Origin of the sequence: uncultured Rothia sp., assembly GCF_963544205.1 — a bacterium.
Lineage (GTDB): Bacteria > Actinomycetota > Actinomycetes > Actinomycetales > Micrococcaceae > Rothia.
Genome location: NZ_CAUUDY010000005.1, coordinates 111,717 through 133,020, shown reverse-complemented (window position 1 = coordinate 133,020; position 21,304 = coordinate 111,717). Strand labels below are relative to the sequence as shown.

Below are 21,304 nucleotides of genomic sequence, written 5' to 3'. Positions count from 1 at the left end.
CCTCTTATCCACCCGGTGCCCCGCTCAACCGAGCGGGTGCCGGGGGAGTGCAACCTAAGGACAACACACATGGGTATTGCCATTAACCCCTCCATCCTCTCGGCGGATTTCGCGAACCTGCAGCGCGAGCTGGAGCGCATCTCCACCGCAGACGCCGCGCATATTGACGTGATGGACAACCACTTCGTCCCCAACCTCACCTGGGGCACGCCGGTGGTCAAGCGTCTGCGCGAGGTATCCCCGGTGCCGTTCGACGTGCATCTGATGATTGAGGACGCCGACCGCTGGGCACCCCAGTACGCCAGCATGGGTTGCGAATCGGTGACCTTCCACGCGGAGGCGGCTATTGCCCCCATCAAGCTGGCGCGCACCCTGCGTGCCGAGGGCGCGAAGGCCGGCATGGCGCTGCGCCCGGCAACCGCCGTGGAACCCTACTTGGACATGCTCAGCGAACTGGACATGCTGCTGATCATGACCGTGGAGCCCGGCTTCGGCGGCCAGGCGTTCCTGGACGTGACCCTGCCGAAGATTGCCCGCGCCGCCAAGGCGATTGAGGGCGCGAACCTGCCGGTGACCGTGCAGGTGGACGGCGGCATCACCGAAGAGACCATCCTGCGTGCCGCGGAGGCGGGCGCAACCTGCTTCGTCGCCGGCAGCTCGGTGTACGGTGTGGACGAGGCGCTCGGCGGTCCGGAGGCGGCAATCGCCTCCCTGCGCGCGGCGGCAGCCTCGGTCAAGCGTGCCGGTTCTGGTTGCGGTTGCGGCCACTAGCGGTGCACGCGGGTAACGGTACCCCGCATCTATGAAACCCTCACACCCATAAAACCTCATACGCCCCGTTGCGAAGAGTTCGCCCTGTTGCGGTTCTTCGCGGCGGGGCGTTGTGCGTGCCTGGGCGCGTGCCAGGGCGCATAGGTGAAGTCATCGCCTAGAGGGTGTAGGGCGGGGGAGAACCACTCCTTTTAAGTGACATAGTGTCAGCAAGACTGTGACAAAGCGTGAAATATGTTAACCCGCGGAATTCCGCGGCAAAACCGGGCATTGCGACGACCAGAGAAGCCAAACTGAACGCGCCTTGATGTAACACTCAGATATCTGTAAGGTTAGGTATAGTTTAGTCATTTATAGGGGGAACTATGTCTTTCAACCGATCCGAGCTGACCGACGCCGAGAACCACGGCGCATCGGGCGTTAACCGCCGCGCCTTCTTCGGCCTGGCGCTCGCCTCCTCGGCAGCTCTCGCCCTCGCGGCATGCAGCAGCGAGACCACCACGACCACCACTTCCGGCGGCTCCACCTCGGGCGGCTCCGGCAACGGCGGCACCCGCACCATCAAGGATATTGACGAAGAGAACGTAGAAGTTCCCGCCAACCCGCAGAAGGTTATCGTCCTCTCCGAACCCACCCTCGACGGCCTGCTCGCCCTCGGCGTGACCCCCGTCGGTTCCGTCTCCGGCCGCGGCCAGTCCGGCGTACCCAACTACCTTGCTGACCGCGCCAAGGGCGTGCAGATTATCGGCACCGTCGCGCAGGTCAACTACGAGCAGATTGGTAACCTCGAGCCCGACCTGATTCTGGTTGACTCCACCGGCGTGGACAAGCGCTCCGACGCCTACGAAACCCTCAAGAAGATCGCCCCCGTCGTCTACTGCGGCTACGCGGGCGGCGACTGGCGCATCAACTTCCGCAACGTCGCTAACGCCATGAACATGGTTGACAAGGGCGAAGAGGTCATCAAGGCATACGAGTCAAGCGCCGCAACCCTGAAGGAGCAGCTCGCACCCAAGTACGGCGACAAGACTTTCTCCATCGTGCGCTGGGCAGGCAACGGCCCCGCCCTGATTCTCAAGGAACTGCCCGCCGGTCAGGTGCTCACCGACTTGGGCCTCAAGCGCCCCGAGGCGCAGGACCGCAACGGCCAGGGCCACTCCGAGCCTGTCTCTCTGGAGAACCTGGCAACCATCGACGCGGACTACATGTTCCTCGGTACCCTCGGCGGCGCAAGCCAGCAGAACCCGAACGCGCAGGGTACCGCGGGCCTGCAGGGCGCCGAAGAGGCGCTGAAGAAGGCGAAGGAAACCTCCGGCTTCACCAACCTGAAGGCAGTTAAGGACGACCACGTCATCCTGGTTGAGGGCTCCAAGTGGACCTCCACCGGCGGCCCGCTGCTGCTCAACGGCATCATCGAGGACGTCAAGAAGGCGCTTCCGATCTAAAACGCCCCGCGTGAAGTAATCACCCGCCGAGGCTTTCTGAACCCCTGCTCGCCGCGACCTAAACCCGCGGCGGGCAGGGGATGCACGACCCACCACACCATCCTCAAGGACCACAATGACCGAAACCCGACCCGCACGCACCGCAGCCCGCTACGGTGCCGTCGTGGCGCTCGCCGGCGCGCTCATCACCCCCGGAGCGGCACTGACCGGCACCACCATCGCATTCGCGGACTCTAACCTGCCGATTGGCATTGCCTCGGATCCGGCGGCGAACCCCTCCGCTTCGGCGACCCCCAGCGCTGATTCGAACAAGATCGCAGACCCCACCCAGCCTGCGGCGCCGAGCCCCACCTCCGAGTCGACGAAGCCTGCCGACGCTAAGCCCGCGAACCCTGTGAAGGCACGTGTGACTATCTCCACTGAGAAATGGCGTGAGGGTAAGCTCGTGATGCGCGGCGAGGGCTTTATTAGTAATGCTCCCGGTCGCGGTGCCGTGTTTGCGGTCAAGTTCTTGGATGCCCGCCCCGACGAAGCGCACCAGGCTATTAACCCGCTGACCAATAAGGGCGGTAACTCGCCGGCTAACTTCATGGCAACCGCCAACGAGGACGGCACTTTTGAGGTTGAGGTGCCCCTGCCGACCGCTGAGAATACCGGCCTGAGTGCTGAGGATTTGGCTAAGGCGGGCTGGGCGGTTGAAAACACCGAGCACAATGTGCAGATTCTTGCCGGTTCCCTGGGTGGAGCGGATGAGAACGGCAATAACTACGACCGTAGCGTGTCCGTTAAGCAGACGATTAAGCTCAGCGACACCGCCCCTGAGTACAAACCCACCGAGGCGCCCGAGGCGATTCACGCAACCGAATTGACCGAGAGCAACGGCGTGCAGGTGCACCGCGACGGCTCCGCTATCACCGTGACCGTGCCGAACGCTGAGCCGGGCACTTGGGTGTACGCGGCAACCTACCTGGGCGATTCCCCGCAGAACCTGTACGCCTCCGGCTGGAAGCGCCTGGATGACAGCCGTAGCTTCAGCTATGAGACTAGCGGGACTATGTCTCCCGCCACCTACCGTGTGGTCGTGCACAATGGTAACCAGGGCGCCGAGAACGCTGTGCTTGGCTTTGCCGATATGACCGTCGAGCGTGCCGCGGCACCCCGCGAGGACGCATCCGATGACGACCTGGGCTCCTACGAGGCAGAGCCGACGCTCGCCACGGTGGTCACCCCCGCTGAGCCCATCGTAAATCGCGTGCAGGCCAAGGCGAAGGAAACCACTCCCCAAAGCACCACCGCGAAGCCCGAGGCTAAGACGACCGCCAAGGCTACCAGTTCGCCTTCTGCCTCGCCGCGCTCCACCGCCAGCGCCTCGGCCAGCCCTACGCCCCTGACTGCTCAGGGGCCGACCATTGAAGGTACTGAGCTAACCGGTATGACCAAATGGCTAGTCAATAACGCCAATAACCTGTTGCTTTCGGCAGCTGGCTTGGTGATTCTGGCTACGGCTCTGGTGTTGCGTACCTCCAAGAAGTAAATTTTCTGACTGCACATTCACACCGGCACCGGTTCATCCCCTGGAGAAGGGGTGCGTAAACCGGGTGCCCCTCCGACTACTTGGGTTCAGATATATAGCGCCGCTCCGTTGTTTCTGTTACGGACCGGAATACCCAGAAATGAACCCGCAAAGATTTGAAAGGACCACCATGCGTGCACCTTTTTCGGGAGCCCCGAAGGCTTCCCTGACCTCTAAGGCGCTGACTGCCTGCGCCGCCGCAACCCTGGCGCTGGGCTTGGGTGTCGGCACTGCTTCCGCTCTGCCTCCGGGCGGTGCGAAGGCTTCCACTCCCGGCACTTCTTCGACCGTGTCTTCCTCGGTGAATGAGCACGGCGTGATTTCCTTTACCCTAAGCGGTTTCCCCGCGAACACTGTGGTATCGGTGAAGGTTGATGACGGCGACCTGTGCCCGTCCGACGCGGCTCAGGGCGCTTGCGTGGTGCACCAGCAGAAGAGCGATGGTAACGGTAACGTTTCTGGCTCTTTTGCTCTGCCGGATGTTGGCACCGGTAAGCACACCCTGCGTTTCCTAGCGACCGGCGAGAAGCGCGATAAGGACGGCAAGTACCTGGGTACCGAGGCATACACGAACCGTAGCTCCGAGTTCACCGTGGTTGCTGAGGATGGTTCTGATTCTTCTAACTCTTCGAAGTCTTCCTCTCATCGTTCGGGTTCTGATGATTCCGCAAACTCTCAGAGTGATGAGTCGAATGCTGAGGCTGAGACCGTCTACACCGACGCTGAGGGTAACACCATCACCAAGGAAGAGTACGATCGCCTGAACTCGGAGGCTGATTCCTCGGGTACTACCTCTGGTTCTTCTAACGCTTCCTCTGCGCCTTCTGCTTCGGCAGATGCTCAGAAGAAGGCGACCGCTTCGGCGAGCGCGTCCTCTGCGGCTGTTGCGCGCGGTACTGCGTCGAGCCCGAGCGCTTCGGCTTCGGGCGCGGCTAACACTGCATCCACCGTGCAGACCGTGACCTACGGTGCTGCGTTCCCGTGGGTTGGCGTGGTGGTTCTGGGCGTGAGCGTGGTGGGTGCCGCTGCGCTGCTGCTGACCCGTAAGCGCTAAGACTTAACGTCGGATGCAGGTGGGGGAGTGGCCCGCTCGCTCCGGCGTTTCTCTCGTTATCTACCGGTGCGCCGGGTGCCCCTCTTTCGGTGTGGGTGCCGGGGTGCGCCTCCCTGTTTTCTTGTATCGAGCATAAGGAGCATAGTGGCCCGCACGAGCTCATTGTCCCGAGGTGTTCAGCAGGAGAGTACGTCCCGTCAGGGGTCTGTGATTCAGGGGCAGAAGTTGGGTAAGCGCCTGGCTTTTCTGTTCTTGTTTGCGGTGCTTTTGGCGGGTGCTGTAGCTGCTTCTTTGCTGTTCGGATCGAATAATCTTCCGCCGGATGAGGTTCTGGCTGTTTTCAATGGCACTGCTTCTGAGCAGGCGCAGACGATTGTGATGGAGCAGCGTATTCCGCGTACCCTGGTGGGTCTTGCGGCGGGTGCGGCGTTGGCTGTTGCCGGTTCGCTGATGCAGTCGCTGACCCGTAACCCGTTGGCTGAGCCCGGCCTGATGGGTGTGAATGCCGGTGCTGCGGTGGCTGTGATTGCTTCCGTGGTGGTTTTCGGCGTCATGGGTATTTGGCAGTACATGATTGCTGCGACGATTGGTGGCGCGTTGGCTGCGGTGCTGGTGTATACGCTGGGTCGTGGCCGTGATGGCTCGATTGTGAAGCTTGCGTTGGCGGGTGTGGCGATTTCTGCGGCGCTGTCGGCGATTGCACAGGGCCTGATTTTGGCTGATCAGGATGCGTATAACGAGTTCCGTGTGTGGGTTGCCGGTTCGCTGGAGGGCCGCGGTATGGATATCGCGTCGACGGTGGGCCCGGTGATTGTGCTGGGTGTGCTGGTGGCGTTCTTTGTGGCTCCTGCGATTAATGCTCTGAGTATGGGCGAGGAGGCGGCGACCAGCCTCGGCGTGAGCGTGCGTACGACCCAGAATTTGACGTTGCTGGCGGTGACGGTGCTTGCCGGTGCGGCGACTGCTGCGGTGGGTCCGATTGGTTTTGTGGGTTTGGCGGTGCCGTTTGTGGTGCGTGCTTTGCTCGGTAATGATGTGCGCTGGGTGAATTATGGTTCGGCGCTGTTGGGTCCGGTGTGGCTGCTGTGTGCTGACGTGTTGGCGCGTGTGCTGGTGGCTCCGCAGGAGACTCAGGTGGGTATTGTGGCGACTCTTGCCGGTGCCCCGGTGTTCTTGTTCTTGATGACTCGTCGTAAGGTGGAGGCTCTCTAATGTCGAATTCTTCCGCTGTTTCGACTGCAACCGCCTCCGTGAACCGCTCTGCGCGTCGTAGCGGCCGCGATTTGGGCGGCCGCCCGGTGTTGACTGTGCGCGGTCCGCTGAGTGCTCAGGTGCCGTGGCGTGTGCTGATTCTGAATGTTGCGCTGGTGGCGCTGATTGCGGCGCTGGCGTTTTGGGGCATGCTGCAGGGTGACTATAAGCTCGCCCCGGAGAAGGTTATTCCGGCGTTGATGGGTGAGGGTAAGCAGATTGCTGTGGCTTTCGCTCAGCAGCGTGCGGCGCGTATTGTGGCGGCGCTTCTGGTGGGCGCGGCGCTTGGTCTGTCGGGCGCGATTTTCCAGGTGATTTCGGGTAATGCTCTGGGTTCGCCGGATATTATCGGTTTCACGAATGGTGCCGCGACCGGTGCGCTTCTGCAGATTATTGTGTTCAATTCCGGCCCCGTTGAGGTTGCTCTGGGTGCCGTTGTTGGTGGCTTGGCGACCTCGGTGCTGGTGTGGCTGTTGACGCGCCGCACGGGTCTGCATGGCTTCCGTCTGGTGCTGGTCGGTATTGGTGTGGGTTCGACCCTGGCGGCGTTCAACGCCCTGCTGGTGGTGCGTGCTTCCCTGACTCAGGCGCAGACCGCGGCGTCTTGGCTGGCTGGTTCGCTGAATGACATTACCTGGGAGCGTACCTACGCGCTGCTGGGTCTGCTGCTGGTGGTGACTCCGCTGCTGCTGATGCTGGTCCGCCCGCTGGGCGCGATTCGTTTTGGTGACCAGGTGGCATCCGGTTTGGGCGTGAGCGTGAACGCGTACCGTGTAGCGGCACTGTTTATTGGTGTGCTTCTGGTTTCGCTGGCGACCGCGACGACCGGCCCGATTGCCTTCGTCGCCCTGGCGGCACCGCACATCGCGAAGACCCTCTCCCGTAGCGGCGGGGTGGGCTTCACCTCCGCGGCACTCATGGGCGCACTCATGGTACTCGGCTCGGATTTGATTGGCCGATTCGCGGTTCCCGGACGCATCATTCAGGTGGGCGTGGTGACCGGCGCGATTGGCGGCCTGTACCTGATTTACCTGATTTACCTCGAAAGGAAGAAGGGCTAGTGAACACTAGTGTGACGACCCGCCTTGAAGGCGAGAACATGGTGGTTGCCTACGGTGAGCATACGGTGCTCAACGGGGTAGATTTTCAGGTGCCGGAGGGGGAGCTGACCGTTATCCTAGGCCCGAACGCCTGCGGTAAGTCGACCACCCTGAAGGCTCTTGCCCGCGTGAACCCGCTCAAGAAGGGCGAGGTTCGCCTGGACGGTACCCCGCTGCCGCAGATGAAGTCCCGCGCTATCGCCAAGATCCTGGCGATGCTGCCGCAGACCCCGGAGGCGCCTAGCGGCGTGACCGTGGCGGATGTGGTGGCGCGCGGCCGCTACCCGCACCAGTCGCTGCTGCGTTCTTGGTCTGATGAGGATGAGCGCGCCTGTGTGGAGGCGATGCAGGCGGCGAACGTGCTGGAGCTTGCTGAGCGCCCCATTGAGGCGCTTTCGGGCGGTCAGCGTCAGCGCGTGTGGATTGCCATGACCCTGGCGCAGCAGACCCCGCTGATTCTGCTCGATGAGCCGACCACCTACCTGGACATCACGCACCAGATTGAGGTGCTGAACCTGACGAAGAAATTGCATTCCGAAGGGCGAACGGTAGCCGTGGTGTTGCATGACCTGAACCTCGCTTTCAGGTATGCTACTCATGTTGTGTTAATGAAGCAGGGCCGGATTATCGCTCAGGGCGATCCGCGTGCGATAATTACACCGGAACTCATTCAGGAAGTTTTTGACCTGCAATCGGTCATTATTCCTGATCCATGCACTGGTACCCCTTTGGTTATTCCGAAGGAGAACCAAGAAATTCATATTGCCGCTGACGCTATTTCGGCGGCCCGCGAAAGCGAATAGTTTTCGCCCCTAAGCCGCGTGGGAGTTAGCACCAACCGTCTCAGTACGGGTGGAAAAGCTCGGCATTGCGCCAAGCAGCGAACGCTAGGATCTGAGGGACCCAGGATCCCCTGCGCGTAGGGCGCCTACCCGGTGCTCGCCCGTCTTTGACGCATGAACGGATCCGAGCACTGGGTAGGTTCCATTTTGGGAACCCGCAGATGAGGCACCGAGACTGCCGCATGAGACTTTGAAAGTTGCGACTTGAGAGGTTTGATGCACGGTCTCGGTGCCTCATCTCAATTTAACTGCCCGGTTTGTGATGACCACTGTTTGCGACCTACAATTGGGGCCTGCATTTGAACCCCGCGCTCGCTGTCATGAATGTCATGTTGTGGTTCTTTCGCTTTTCCCTTTGGCTGGAGTTTGGGTAAGGGATACCATAGAGTGAGGTAGTAGAGGCTAACTAACGATAATGCGCCTCCTCACCGATTCTCACCGATTGAGTGTTTCCACAGACCAAGGAGGAACCGTTGGGCGAGCACGAACCCACCGCGACCGTTCCCGCGCAGAGTATTTCTGCACAGAACACTTCTGAACAGGCTACTTCGGCGCACCCGCGTACCGTTGCACCGACCGTGCGCCCGGCCCCTCCCAAGATCCCGCGCCCTGTACCGGCACCGCGCGTGGACAGCCCCCTCATTAGCGCCATTATCGCCGAGGCGGTCAGCCCCGAAGAGCTGAACGCCCGCATCCTTGAGGTCGTCTCCGAAGGCACCCCCATTATCGAGCCGGTGCACCGCGAAGACGGCAGCATCAGTGAGAACGAGCGAATCGTCACCTTCCTGTACCGCAACGAGCAGGCGGAGCAGGTGCTCATGTTCATCAACCGTCTGACCGATGAGAAGAACCTTGACCGTTCCCTCATGGCCCGCATCGAGGGCACTGGCTGGTGGCAGCTGAGCATGCAGATGGAAACCACCTGGCGTGCCTCCTACAACTTCTTGCCGGCGCTGCCCGGCGAGCGCCCCGCCTGGCTGGGCGATGACGACCAGGTGCGCCTGCGCGCCGCCCTGGATTCCGGCGAGGGCGACCCGCTGAACCCCGAGACCGTGTGCAACCGCATCGGTCGTTGCATGGGTGTGGTGCAGCTTGAGCATGCGCCGGTGCAGGAGTTCCTCCTGACTCAGGAAGAGATTGACGCGCTGCCCGCCCCCGAATGGATGCAGACCTCTGACGGTCACCAGTATGTGCTCGGCCGTGTGGGTGACCCCGCCCCGGATGCGCCGCTATTCATCCAGTTCGACGGTGAGATGTGGTTCAGCCAGGGCATGGAGCACACCCTCAACCGCGCCCACGAGGCGGGCCGTATTCCGGCGATGCACGTGTTCTTCCTGCACTCTGGCGGTCGTGAGAACCGCTGGAAGGAGTTGAACGGCGACAACCCGATTGCCGACTACCTGGTAGAGATCGCGTTCCCGCACCTGGAGACGGTGCACGGTATTAAGACCGCGCCGCAGAACATTGTGATTAACGGTCAGTCGCTGGGCGGTCTGTCCTCCTTGCTGGCGGTGCTGAGCCGCCCGGAGGCGTTTGGCGGCGCGATCGCGCAGTCTTCGTCGCTGTGGCAGCCGCAGGTCATGGACCGCCTGGACGAGCTGGAGGCGGCGGGTGAGATCGATCGCCTGCGTCACCTGTACCTTGAGATTGAGGTGGGGGAGCAGGAGTGGGTTCTGGTGCCTCCTCACCGCGAGCTGAAGGAGCGCCTGGAAAAGCTGGGCCTGAAGAATGTGCGTTGCACGACTTTCAACGGCGGTCACGATTATGCGTGCTGGCGTGGTGCGATTGTGCCGGCGTTGGAACGTATGATCGCTTCTTGCCGTGAGGAGACTGACGGTGAGCCGGGCTCCTCGGAGGATCTACGAGATGCCGCCTAGCGCCCCACGGGTAGAGCACACCCCGCATGGTGGGCGTGCGGGGTTCCCGTTAGGGTAAACACCGCCGCGCCCGTATCCTAGAGAAGTACAGCCTAAGAGAAGTGCAACACTACCGCGCCGCGAGGGGTGCCGAAGGGTACCCGGCGTAGGTTGCGCACCCGCCCTCATTGACGAGATGGCATCACGCTGCGAACACAACGTGAGCGCTATAGAAATCGCAAACGACACAGAAATCGAGAGAAGATGACCGTAGAACGTAGCCCCCTGGCCCCCACGCCGCTCATCCCCGAGTCTTTTGCCGCGAAGTACCGCGAAGCTGGCTACTGGATTGACCAGACCATCCCCGAGTTCCTGCTAGATGCCTGCCGCGCTAAGCCGCACTTCCCGGCGCTGGTGGCGCTTTCGCACGCGCAGCTCGATGAGGACGGCAAGCCCCAGCAGATTCGCCTCTCCTACGGTGAGCTGGAGGCGGCAGGCCGTGCCGCTGCGGCGCGCCTCGTGAAGGCGGGCGTGCATCCGGGTGACCGCGTGCTGCTGCAGTTGGGTAACACCGCCGAGTACTTGGTGTACCTGCTGGGTATTTTCTGGGCAGCTGCGCTGCCGGTATTCTGCCTGCCGCAGCACCGCACCACCGAGCTCGTGCACTTCGCGACCCGCACCGATGCGGCGGCGCACGTGTTCTCTTCGCTGACCCCCGGCGCGGATTTCATTGCACTGCACGAGGACGTTGCCGCCGAGCTGCGCAAGAACTCCCTGGAGCCGCCGGTCGCTATTGACGTTGCGGAGCCGCTGACCCCGCTGACCGAAGAGGAACTCGCTGAAGAGTTCGTGCCCGGCGTCATTCAGAACACCGAGAACCTGCGTGCGAGCGAGCAGGTGGCGTTCCTGCAGCTCTCCGGCGGTACGACCGGCATTTCGAAGCTGATTCCTCGCACCCACGCCGCCTACCTGTACTCGGTGCGCGGCTCGGTCGATATCTGCAAGCTGAACAACAACACGACCATGCTCGTGGTGCTGCCCGCCGCGCACAACTTCACGATGAGCTCGCCCGGTATTCTGGGCGTCATGTGCACCTCCGGCAAGCTGGTGTTTGCGGCGGATCCGTCCCCGCAGACTGCGTTCCACCTCATTGAGATGGAGGGTGTGACCACCTCTGCGCTGGTGCCGCCGCTGGCTCAGGCGTGGGTCGCCTCCGCGGAGAAGCGCGGCGTGTCCCTGCCGTCCCTGCAGACCCTGCAGGTGGGCGGTTCGAAGCTGGCTCCGGCGGTTGCGGGCAAGATTGAGTCGGTGCTCGGTTGCACCGTTCAGCAGGTGTTCGGCATGGCTGAGGGTCTGGTGAACTACACCCGCTCGACCGACCCGATTGAGATGCGTCTGAGGACTCAGGGCTACCCGATCAGCCCCGACGACGAAATCCTGATTGTTGATGATCAGGACCAGCCGGTCAAGCGCGGCGAGAGCGGCCACCTGCTCACCCGCGGCCCGTACACGATTCGCGGCTACTACCTGGAGGAGAACGCGAACCGTTACGGCTTCACCGAGGACGGCTTCTACCGCACCGGCGACATCGTGCGATTGGTCGCAGGCAAGTACCTTGAGGTGACCGGCCGCGCGAAGGACCAGATTAACCGCAACGGCGAGAAGATTGCCGTGGACGAAATCGAAGAGCTGGCGCTGACCCACCCCGACGTTTTTGACGCCGTGGTTCTGGGCATCCCGGATGAGACCGTGGGCGAGCGCGTGGGCCTGGTCATTGTGCCGCAGGAAGGTGCCGACCTGGGCGAAAACCCGCGCCGCACGATGCACGAGTTCTTCACCTCGAAGAAGCTCGCCGACTTCAAGATCCCGGAGCGCGTGCAGGTTCTGCAGGAGCTGCCCACCACGAACGTGGGTAAGATTTCTCGCCGCGAGCTGCGCGCCAAGCTTGCCGAAATTTTCGGCTAAACCCTTTGAGCTGATCATTTTCAGCTAAACCGTACGCCCTTATTCCTACCCCTATTGAGGAGAAAAATGTCCGCATTTGAGACCCTGCGCCCCATCATGGAGAAGTACATCGTCGAGCCCGACTCCCTGCAGACCGCTTTTGACGAGCCGACCACCGACCTGTTCTCCCTAGGCATGGACTCTATGGGCGCATTCGCCCTGCTCGACGACCTTGCCGCTGAGGGCGCCGTGATTGAGTTTACCGAGCTGGTGGAGAACCCGACCGTGGAGTTCATCGCCTCCCGCCTGGGCTAAGCGTTACCGCACCCCGAGTGCCCGCCTGCCGCGAATGCAGGCGGGTGCCCGGGGTGTTTGCTACTCGCCTCGTTTTTCTTTGCGCCGGTTTTACGCCGTGTTGTGTGGCTGCGTTTACCCTTGTCAGTGCACTTCTGTCAGCGCACTTCTGCCAGCGTGAAGCGGCGGGGCAGTAGCCTACCTTTCACATCTACCTTTAACACACCGCATATCATCCCTAATCCAGACCCCTAATCCAGACCTTTGAGAGGCCACCATGGGCGTAGCTGATACTACCGCACCCGCTAGCTTCGGGACTGCTTCCGACCTTCGCACCGCCGCGAACCCCTCCGCACAGCACAGCGCTGACAGCCCCTGGCTGCCGCTGACCACTAACGCGCGCGGCATCTACTTTGCCGCCGCGATTGACCCGACGAACCCCTGCTACAACACCGCGGAGGTTCTGCAATGCCCCGCAGACACCGACCTCGCTCTGCTGCGTGAGGCTTTTGAGCAGCTCTACCGCGAGAACGAGGGTTTCCGCGTGCGCACCCGCATTGCCGATGGTGCCGCCTCCCAGCAGATTCTGACCGAGGAAGCGTTCCTTTCGGGCATTGACCTGCTCGTGGATGATGGCGAACTGGACGGGGGCGAACTGGAGGAGAGCGAGCTGAGCGGCACCGCCGAGGCGGGGGAGGAGAACGCCTCTGACTTGCCCGAATCAGCCCTGCCTGACTCTGATTTGCCCGCGCCGGTGCGCGCCTGGGCACAGCGCCTGCTCGCCCAGCCCCTCGCCACCGATGAGGGCGTGACCGTGCGCAGCGCAGTGGTGCGTTACGGCGGGTTCCTCTGGGTGTACCATTCCTTCTCCCACGTGGTCGCCGACGGATTCGCCGCGTTCAACGGCCTCTCCCGCGTGGCGGCGATATACCGCGCCCTGTCCGCCGGTCAGCCGGTTCCGGCAACCCGCCGCATGAGCCTGCAGCAGCTGCTCGACGCCGACGATGCCGCCTCCACCGCCCGTGACGAAGACGTCGCCTTCTGGGAGGCGAGCGGCGCCCTGGAGCAGGAAGACACCTCCCTGGCGGGTCGTACCGCCTCCCCGTCGGCGCAGTCTGTGCGCCTGGCGTTCAGCATTGATACGCCCACCCAGCAGGCTCTACTGGATGCGGCAAAGCAGCACGCCGTCTCCTGGCCCGTGCTGGCGACCGCCGCCGTCGGCTCGTACCTGGCGCGTGTGGGCGGCTACCCGCAGGCTTCGTTCGGCGTGCCGCAGATGAACCGCATGTTCGCCCGCACCCTGCCGGAGGCGACCCGCGCCCTGGGTACGGCGAGCGCCCAGACCGGCTGTACCGCGGTGAACGTGCTGCCGGTGCAGGTTGCGGCGACCGGCCCCATCGCGGAGTCCCTGCACTCGGTGAAGGAACAGTACGCCCGCAATGCGGAGCATCCGCTGGCTCGTCAGGAAGACCTCGAGCGTACCGCGCGTAACGCCCAGTCCAGGCTGTTTGGTGCGCAGATTAACGTGGTGCCCTTTGACGCGGTACTGCCGCTGGCGGCACCCTCGAAGGACGAGTCCGGATCCGCGGTACCGACCGCGCGCATTCACAATATCTCTGCCGGTCCCGTTGCCGATGCGACCTTCACCCTGCGCGGCATGCCCGGCCGCGGCAACAGCATCTCCTGCGAGATTGACATGAACCCGGCGCTCTACACCGCTGAGGAGCTGGAACGCCACGCCGCCCGCCTGAGCGAGTGGCTACCCGCCTACGCGGCGGAGGCGCAGCGTGAGGGTGCCTCCCTGAACAACCTCGGCTTGACGACCGAGGCTGAGCTTGCGACCCTGCGCGAGCTGACCGCCCCGGCGCTTACCGACCACCCGATGGAGTACAAGACCCTGCTGGGTCGCTTCCGTGACGCGGTGGCGGCGCATCCGCAGGCGCTCGCGGTGCTGGATTCTGCCCCCGCGCCCGGTGAGGTGCTCACCCCCGAGTCGGATCGCGCCTACGCTTTTGACCGCGCCCTCACCTACGCCGAACTGGACGAGCGCGCCCGTGCGCTTGCCGCGCAGCTGCTGGACTGGGGCGTTCGCCCTTCCGATGCGGTGGGTCTGCGTGTGCACCGCGGCGCCGAGCAGTATGTGGCGCTGTACGCCCTGCTGTACGCTGGCGCCACCTACGTGCCGGTGCTTCCGGATCTGCCCGCCGAGCGTGTGGGCGTGATGATGGAGGACGCCGAATGTTCCCTGCTGTTGCACGGCCCCGGTCTGCAGCCGCTGAGCGCGGAAGAGCTGAACCCGCAGGAGCCTGCGCGTCACGCGAACCTGCCCCAGCATACTCTGCCGCTGCTGAGCACTGACGAGCCCACACGGGTTCCCTCCTCTGCACCCGCCGCTGAGGAGCTTCCGGGCGCGAAAACCGGCCTGGACGAGGACGCCTACGTTCTCTTCACCTCCGGCTCCACGGGCCGTCCGAAGGGCGTTGCCATCAGCCACCGCTCGATTGACAACCGCCTGCGCTGGCAGCAGCACCAGATTCCGGTGGGGGAGGGCGACCGCGTTCTGCACAAGACCCCCATCTCCTTTGACGTGCACGTGTGGGAGCTGTACTGGCCTCTCGCCGAGGGTGCTGCCGTGGTCATTGCCGCCCCGGAGGGACACCGCGACCCCGCCTACCTGGCGCGCGTGATTGCCGAGCAGTCCGTCACGGCGGTGCACTTTGTGCCGACCATGCTGTCGGCGCTGACCTCGTCGCCGGCGGCGCGCCGCATCCTGGCTGATGCTGGCTTCGGTCAGGATCGAGAGCAGCCCCTGCGCTATGTGGTCTGCTCGGGTGAGGCGCTGCAGAAGGACCAGGTGCAGGCTGCGGGCGAGGTTCTGGGCGTGTACCCGCTGAACCTGTACGGTCCGACCGAGGCGGCGGTGGACGTGACCTTCTGGGAGACTTCCGCCGACCCGCAGCGTGAGAGCGTGCCCATTGGCGAGCCCGTCTGGAACACCGGAACCCTGATTCTTGACCCGACCGGCCACCCCGTGCCGGTGGGCGTGACGGGTGAACTGCACCTGTCGGGTGTGCAGCTGGCGCGCGGCTACAAGAACAACCCGCAGGCGACCGCGGCGGCTTTCGTGGAGCAGGCTCCTGCCGGTGCGCTCGCGCTGCTGAACGGTGAGAGTCAGCGCCTGTACCGTACGGGCGATTTGGCGTGCTGGGAGATTCTTCCCGATGGTCGCGCCGTCATTGGCTACCGCGGCCGCACGGACTACCAGATTAAGGTGCGCGGTCAGCGCCTGGAGCTGGGCGATATTGAGATGGCTCTTGCCGCGGTTGAGGGCGTGACCGCCTCGGTGGCTCTGCTGTACCGCGGCCTGCGTGAGCCTGCCTTGGCGGCGGTGCTGGAGGTCGGCGACGTGCCCGCTGAGCGTGCCGAGCAGCTGGTGGAGGCGGCGCGCGAGCATTGTGCGCAGGTTCTGCCGGACTACATGGTGCCGACCCTGTGGCATACCCTGCCTGCTCTGCCGGTGAGCCCCTCCGGTAAGGCGGATCGCAAGCTGTTGGCGTCCCTGGATCTGACCCCGCAGACTTCTGATGCTGAGGGTCCGCACGGTCTGCTGGAGCAGCAGTTGTGCTCGATTATTGCGGGCGTGCTGGGTCGTGAGCGTTTCGGCGTGGATGAGGACTTCTTCGCCTCGGGTGGTCATTCGTTGGCGGCTCTTGAGGTGATTGCCGCGGTTGAGGAGCAGCTGGGTCTGAGCGTGAGCATCGGTGCGCTGTTTGCGCATCCGACCGTGCAGGCTTTGGCGGCGTCCATTGCGGGTGAGCGTGGCGAGGGTGCAGAGTTCGCGCCGGTTCTGCCTCTACGCGAACACGTTGTGACTCAGCGTGAGCAGCCCGTTGTCCCCGATACTACAGAGGCTCCCGCGCCGCTGTTTATCCTGCCGCCTGCGGGTGGTTTGGGCTGGTGTTATGCGGGGTACCTTTCGCATCTTCCGGCTCAGCAGGGTGTGTACGCTCTGCAGGCTGAGGCGTTCTCTGACCCGCAGACTGGGTTTGCGTCGAGCCTGCAGGAGCTGGCTGAGGGCTACCTGAAGCTGATTGAGAAGACTCTGGCGGAGCGTTCGTTGCCGCGTCGTTTTGCGTTGATGGGCTGGTCTGTGGGCGGTACTGCCGCGGTGCAGGTGGCGGCCCTGGCGCAGGCTGCGGGTGCGCTGGTTGAGCGCGTCATCCTGTTGGATGCGTATCCTTCGGAGCAATGGCAGGGCGTGCCTGCGCCGGATGAGCAGGAGAGCTTCCGTGCGCTGTTGCGTATGGGCGGTTTGCCGGAGCCTGCCTCCGATGAGCGGCTTGATCTGCCGGGTACGTTGGAGCGTCTGCAGAAGGCGGGTTCGGCGATGGGTTACCTACCGGAGGAGAAGTTGGGCGTGTGCTTGGGTAGTATGCGTGCTTCGGCGGCGTTGATGCGTGGTGCTGAGCAGGCGTTCTTGGACGGTGATGTGTTGCTGGTGGGTGTGCCGCATGAGGATCAGCCGTATTTGGACGCGGCGGGTTGGGCGGCGCATGCGTCGTCGTTCCGTGCGGTGCTGCTGGAGGGTACGCACCCTGATTTGGTGAACCCGGCGCGTTTGGCGGAGGTGACCGGCCACTTCGCCAGCTAGCGCTCTATAACTGATTTCCCCATAACTGATGTAGCCCGGAGGTAGTAGTCGTTACCTCCGGGCTACATCAGTTAGACATGCAACTCAGGTAAAGCACGAGTTAAAAACGAATGCCCCCGGTTGATGAATCATCAACCGGGGGCATTGCTTTATTATCACAAAGAGTATCTTTTAGGTGATTTTAGTCATATAAAAAATTCGTGCAAAAAATCATCAGTGTGCAAATGGCATAAAATACCAAATTTTACAGCCTTTGTTATACATACACTCTTAAATTTTGTGACACGTGCCTCACTTATTGCTTGAAAAGACTCCTTAATGAGTGCTAGATTGTAGCCACCTCTTAAATATGATTCCGATTACACGGATTGGGATCGTATCTAAGAGAACGACTCGGTATACACCAAGCCGTAGAATGTATTTCACTCACGCAGAAGGATATCCTTCTCAAAACACTAGGAGTTTACGATGAAGCTCTAGAACATTCTCCTAGTAGTCATGACGCTGCAGACCCCCCTGTGTATTGTCTGCACATAGCGGCTTGATCCTTTCGCCACGGGTGCGCTCCCAAGCTAGCAGGTACTCCCCAATACCCGAAGCCCTGCTTGAACGTTGGTTCAGCATAGGGTTCAGCATAAATAACTGATTCCATAAGCACCCGTATTACTGGGCACTACATGGTGATTATCGCCAGAGCATAACCCAGCTTTCTTTACTGCCGCATATTCTTTATCCAATTAAGGAGGGAGAATTATGAACCTCAAGAAATTCTTTCAACCCGCAATGGCTATAACGTTTGCATTCACGTTAGCCTGCACATCCTGTTCTACAGGCCCGCAACTAGAACGTGATGAAACAGCCCAAGCAACTCTAGACTATAAAAACAACCAAATCATTACTCCACTCGAAGAATACAATGACCTTTTAGATGAAAATTCCCAGTATTACACTCGAGCCTTGGAAATTCTCAGGCAGCGCTGTTTCGCAAAGCACGGCCAATCCTACGAAATATATATCCCGGATGTAGAAGATAGGAAATTCTTTTCGTCCGGTCGCGAGTTTGGCCTCTGGAACCCCGAATACTCCGCCAAATATGGACACTACAAGCGATCCGGGAATGCACCATCATCCGCGGGCTATGACACAAAAATCATGGAACAGTGCATGCCTGAAATCTTAGCCACGTTGAAAGAGATTGCGGGCATCAGCCTCGAAGAGCAAAGTGGCCTCACAGAAGCCTATCGTCGAATCCACGGCGAATCCTATGCAGCTGCCATGAATCATCCTGAATGGAAAAAATACCGTGAAGCATGGTGGAAATGCCTATCGGATAAAGGTCTAACGCCACGAAAAGGCGACGAAGAATGGGGTACAAAAGAACTATCAAATGCAACCCGTGCTAGCGGTGATAATAATGCCCCGGCATCGGAAGAGGAAATTCGACTCAGCGTCATTGAAGCACAATGCAGTAAAGATACAGGAATGGCTCAAGGTCTTGCCAACCTCGTAGCCTCATACCAAAAACCGCTCATTCGAGATAACGAAACAAAACTAGAAGAACAGCGACGGCAGCTATCAGAAGTTTATCTCCGATATAAAGAGTGGGTTCTCAAAAACCAATAAATATAATGCCCCCGGTTGATGAATCATCAACCGGGGGCATCGCTTAGCTTCTAACGCAGAACCGGGGTTCTACAGTCAAATGCTTAGTGCTGCTCCAGCTCGGAGTTAGCGTTCACGTTGAGCAGGTCGTACTTAGCGAATGCCTTCGCGGGAACGTCTGCTGCAACCTCGCCGCGCTTTGCCAGCATCTGCAGGGTGCGGACAACGACCGACTCTGCATCGATGTGGAAGAAGCGACGTGCACCCGGGCGGGTGTCTGCGAAGCCGAAGCCGTCAGCACCCAGGGTTGCGAAGTCGTTCGGAACGAACTGGCGGATCTGGTCGGGAACATCCGAAGCGAAGTCGGTGGTCGCAACGATCGGGCCAGCAGCGCCTGCCAGCTTCTGGGTCACGTAAGGAACGCGAGCGGGCTGGTTCGGGTTCAGCAGAGCCTCTTCCTCAGCGGCAATGCCGTCGCGGCGCAGCTCGGTCCACGAGGTGACAGACCAGACGTCTGCGGAGACGCCCCAGTCCTCAGCCAGCAGCTTCTGAGCCTTCTCTGCCCACGGAACAGCAACGCCGGATGCCAGCAGCTGTGCCTTGGGGCCGGAGGTCAGCGGGGACTCGCTGATCTTGTGGATACCCTTGATGATGCCCTCAACGTCAACGTTTGCCGGCTCAGCAGGCTGGTGAATCGGCTCGTTGTACACGGTCAGGTAGTACATGACGTTGTGGTCTTCGTCCTTGTTGCCGTACATCTGCTCGATACCGCGCTCCACGATGTGAGCAATCTCGTAGCCGTAAGCCGGGTCGTAGATCTTGAAGGCCGGGTTGGTGGAGGCCAGGATCGGGGAGTGGCCGTCGTTGTGCTGCAGGCCCTCACCGGACAGGGTGGTACGACCTGCGGTTGCACCGATGACGAAGCCGCGGCACAGCTGGTCGGCAGCAGCCCAGAAGCCGTCGCCGGTGCGCTGGAAGCCGAACATCGAGTAGAAGATGTAAATCGGGATCATCGGCTCGCCGTGGGTGTCGTAGGAGGAGCCCAGTGCGATGAACGCAGCGGTTGCGCCTGCCTCGTTAATACCCACGTGAACAATCTGGCCCTCGGGGGACTCGGTGTAGGTGAGCATCAGCTGGTGGTCAACGGGCACGTAGTTCTGGCCGTTGGGGTTGTACAGCTTAGCCGAGGGGAAGAAGGAATCCATACCGAAGGTACGTGCCTCATCGGGGGTGATGGGGGCGATACGGTGACCGAAGCCCTTCACGCGCATGAGGTCCTTCATCAGGCGGACGAACGCCATGGTGGTAGCAGCGGTCTGCTTGCCGGAGCCCTTCTTGGTCTGTGCGTAGACCTTGGACTCGGGCAGGATAATCTCAGGCTGGGTGTTTGCACGGCCGGGGATGTAACCGCCGAGTTCCTTACGGCGTGCCTGCATGTACTGCAGTGCCGGGTGGTTTGCCTCGGGCAGGTAGTACGGCGGGTTGTACAGATCCTTCTCCAGCTCCTCGTCGGAGATGGGGATGTTCAGGTGGTCACGGAAGCCCTTCAGTGCTTCCATGGTGAACTTCTTGATCTGGTGGGTGGAGTTACGTGCCTCGAAGTAGGGGCCGAGCTCCGCACCCTTAATGGACTGTGCCAGGATGACGGTGGGCTTGCCCTTGGTCTCCATAGCTTCCTTGTAGGCTGCGTAGAGCTTCTTGTCGTCGTGGCCACCCAGGCGCAGGTTGAAGATCTGCTCGTCGGTCAGGTCTGCAACCAGTTCCTTGGTCTCGGGGTACTTGCCGAAGAAGTGCTCGCGGATGTAGCCGCCGTCTTCGCCACGGAAGGTCTGGTAGTCACCGTCGAGGGTCTCGTTCATCAGCTGGATGAGCTTGCCGCTCTTGTCCTTCTTGAGCAGCTCGTCGTAGTCGGAGCCCCACAGGACCTTGATGACGTGCCAGCCTGCGCCGCGGAAGAATGCCTCGAGCTCCTGAACGATCTTGCCGTTACCACGAACGGGGCCGTCCAGACGCTGCAGGTTGCAGTTGACGACGAAGGTCAGGTTGTCCAGGTGCTCGTTTGCAGCCAGCTGCAGTGCACCACGCGACTCGGGCTCGTCCATCTCGCCGTCGCCCAGGAATGCCCAGACGTGCTGCTCGGAGGTGTCCTTAATCTTGTGGTTGTGCAGGTACTTGTTGAAGGATGCCTGGTGAATTGCGTTCAGGGGGCCCAGACCCATGGAAACGGTCGGGAACTGCCAGAACTCGGGCATGCAACGGGGATGCGGGTACGAAGGAATACCGTTTGCGCCCTTGGTCTTCTCCTGGCGGAAGCCGTCCATCTGCTCTTCGGTCAGGACGCCTTCAACGAATGCGCGGGAGTAGACACCGGGGGAGGAGTGACCCTGGAAGAAGACCTGGTCGCCGCCACCGGGGTGGTTACGGCCGCGGAAGAAGTGGTTCTGGCCCATTTCGTAGAGGTCAGCAACACCTGCGAAGGTGGAGATGTGACCGCCAACGCCGATGCCCTTCTTCTGGGCACGCTGAACCATGATTGCTGCGTTCCAACGAATCCATGCGCGGTACTGGCGCTCGAGTTCCTCATCGCCGGGGTACTCGGGCTGCTGATCAACGGGGATGGTGTTGATGTAGTCGGTCTTGGTCAGAGTCGGGACCTTAACGCCCTTTGCGCCAGCCTCCTTGAGCAGTGCGCGAAGGATGTACTCTGCACGCTCGGTGCCGTGAGTCTTGATAAGGTCCTCGAGGGACTCAGCCCATTCCTGGGTCTCTTCTACGTCGATGTCCTTGAGGCCATCAAGAAGGGTGCTCAGGGAGTGCTCGTTCGGTACGTTAGCCAAACTAATCCAACCTCTCTTCTGTGCGGTTGTGAGATCGCCCGCCGCGCGATGTTGCGTTGTCGAACAATCTTTGTGTTTAAGCGC

Annotated in this window: 13 protein-coding genes; 12 read left to right on the top strand and 1 reads right to left on the bottom strand. The window is 61.5% G+C overall.

What is annotated here, in order from left to right; translation table 11 throughout:
• Window positions 1–69: 69 nt before the first annotated feature.
• From rpe to RWZ58_RS04440, 12 genes are all read left to right on the top strand, one after another.
• Window positions 70–771: a ribulose-phosphate 3-epimerase gene (gene rpe, locus RWZ58_RS04495; RefSeq protein ID WP_314657719.1), complete on the top strand. Its 702-nt coding sequence runs from the start codon at window positions 70–72 to the stop codon at window positions 769–771.
• 365 nt (window positions 772–1,136) lie between these two features.
• On the top strand, window positions 1,137–2,216 hold the full coding sequence (locus RWZ58_RS04490; protein ID WP_314657717.1) for an iron-siderophore ABC transporter substrate-binding protein: 1,080 nt from the start codon (window positions 1,137–1,139) through the stop codon (window positions 2,214–2,216).
• Between the two features lie 115 nt (window positions 2,217–2,331).
• Complete coding sequence (locus RWZ58_RS04485) at window positions 2,332–3,750, top strand: hypothetical protein (RefSeq protein ID WP_314657715.1); 1,419 nt, start codon at window positions 2,332–2,334, stop codon at window positions 3,748–3,750.
• Between the two features lie 169 nt (window positions 3,751–3,919).
• A complete protein-coding gene (locus tag RWZ58_RS04480; RefSeq protein WP_314657713.1) occupies window positions 3,920–4,843 on the top strand; it encodes a plasmid partitioning protein in 924 nt (307 codons plus the stop codon).
• A gap of 144 nt (window positions 4,844–4,987) precedes the next feature.
• Entirely contained in the window at window positions 4,988–6,055 is a 1,068-nt protein-coding gene (locus RWZ58_RS04475; protein ID WP_083303488.1) for an iron ABC transporter permease, read from the top strand.
• Entirely contained in the window at window positions 6,055–7,155 is a 1,101-nt protein-coding gene (locus tag RWZ58_RS04470) for an iron chelate uptake ABC transporter family permease subunit (protein WP_314657710.1), read from the top strand. The genes RWZ58_RS04475 and RWZ58_RS04470 overlap by 1 nt, the downstream gene beginning before the upstream one ends.
• Window positions 7,155–7,997, top strand: coding sequence for an ABC transporter ATP-binding protein (locus RWZ58_RS04465; RefSeq protein WP_314657708.1), 843 nt, complete (start codon window positions 7,155–7,157; stop codon window positions 7,995–7,997). The genes RWZ58_RS04470 and RWZ58_RS04465 overlap by 1 nt, the downstream gene beginning before the upstream one ends.
• A gap of 512 nt (window positions 7,998–8,509) precedes the next feature.
• A complete protein-coding gene (locus RWZ58_RS04460; protein WP_314657706.1) occupies window positions 8,510–9,913 on the top strand; it encodes an enterochelin esterase domain-containing protein in 1,404 nt (467 codons plus the stop codon).
• 243 nt (window positions 9,914–10,156) lie between these two features.
• Window positions 10,157–11,857, top strand: coding sequence for an AMP-binding protein (locus RWZ58_RS04455; protein WP_314657704.1), 1,701 nt, complete (start codon window positions 10,157–10,159; stop codon window positions 11,855–11,857).
• Between the two features lie 66 nt (window positions 11,858–11,923).
• Entirely contained in the window at window positions 11,924–12,151 is a 228-nt protein-coding gene (locus RWZ58_RS04450) for a phosphopantetheine-binding protein (RefSeq protein ID WP_005507422.1), read from the top strand.
• A 256-nt stretch (window positions 12,152–12,407) separates the two neighbouring features.
• The gene (locus tag RWZ58_RS04445; RefSeq protein WP_314657702.1) at window positions 12,408–16,781 is read left to right on the top strand and encodes an amino acid adenylation domain-containing protein; all 4,374 of its coding nucleotides are present in this window, start codon (window positions 12,408–12,410) and stop codon (window positions 16,779–16,781) included.
• A gap of 753 nt (window positions 16,782–17,534) precedes the next feature.
• Window positions 17,535–18,404, top strand: coding sequence for a hypothetical protein (locus RWZ58_RS04440; protein ID WP_314657699.1), 870 nt, complete (start codon window positions 17,535–17,537; stop codon window positions 18,402–18,404).
• A gap of 83 nt (window positions 18,405–18,487) precedes the next feature.
• Here the strand turns inward: RWZ58_RS04440 and aceE are convergent, their stop codons facing one another.
• The gene (aceE, locus tag RWZ58_RS04435) at window positions 18,488–21,220 is read right to left on the bottom strand and encodes a pyruvate dehydrogenase (acetyl-transferring), homodimeric type (protein WP_314657698.1); all 2,733 of its coding nucleotides are present in this window, start codon (window positions 21,218–21,220) and stop codon (window positions 18,488–18,490) included.
• Window positions 21,221–21,304 lie beyond the last annotated feature (84 nt).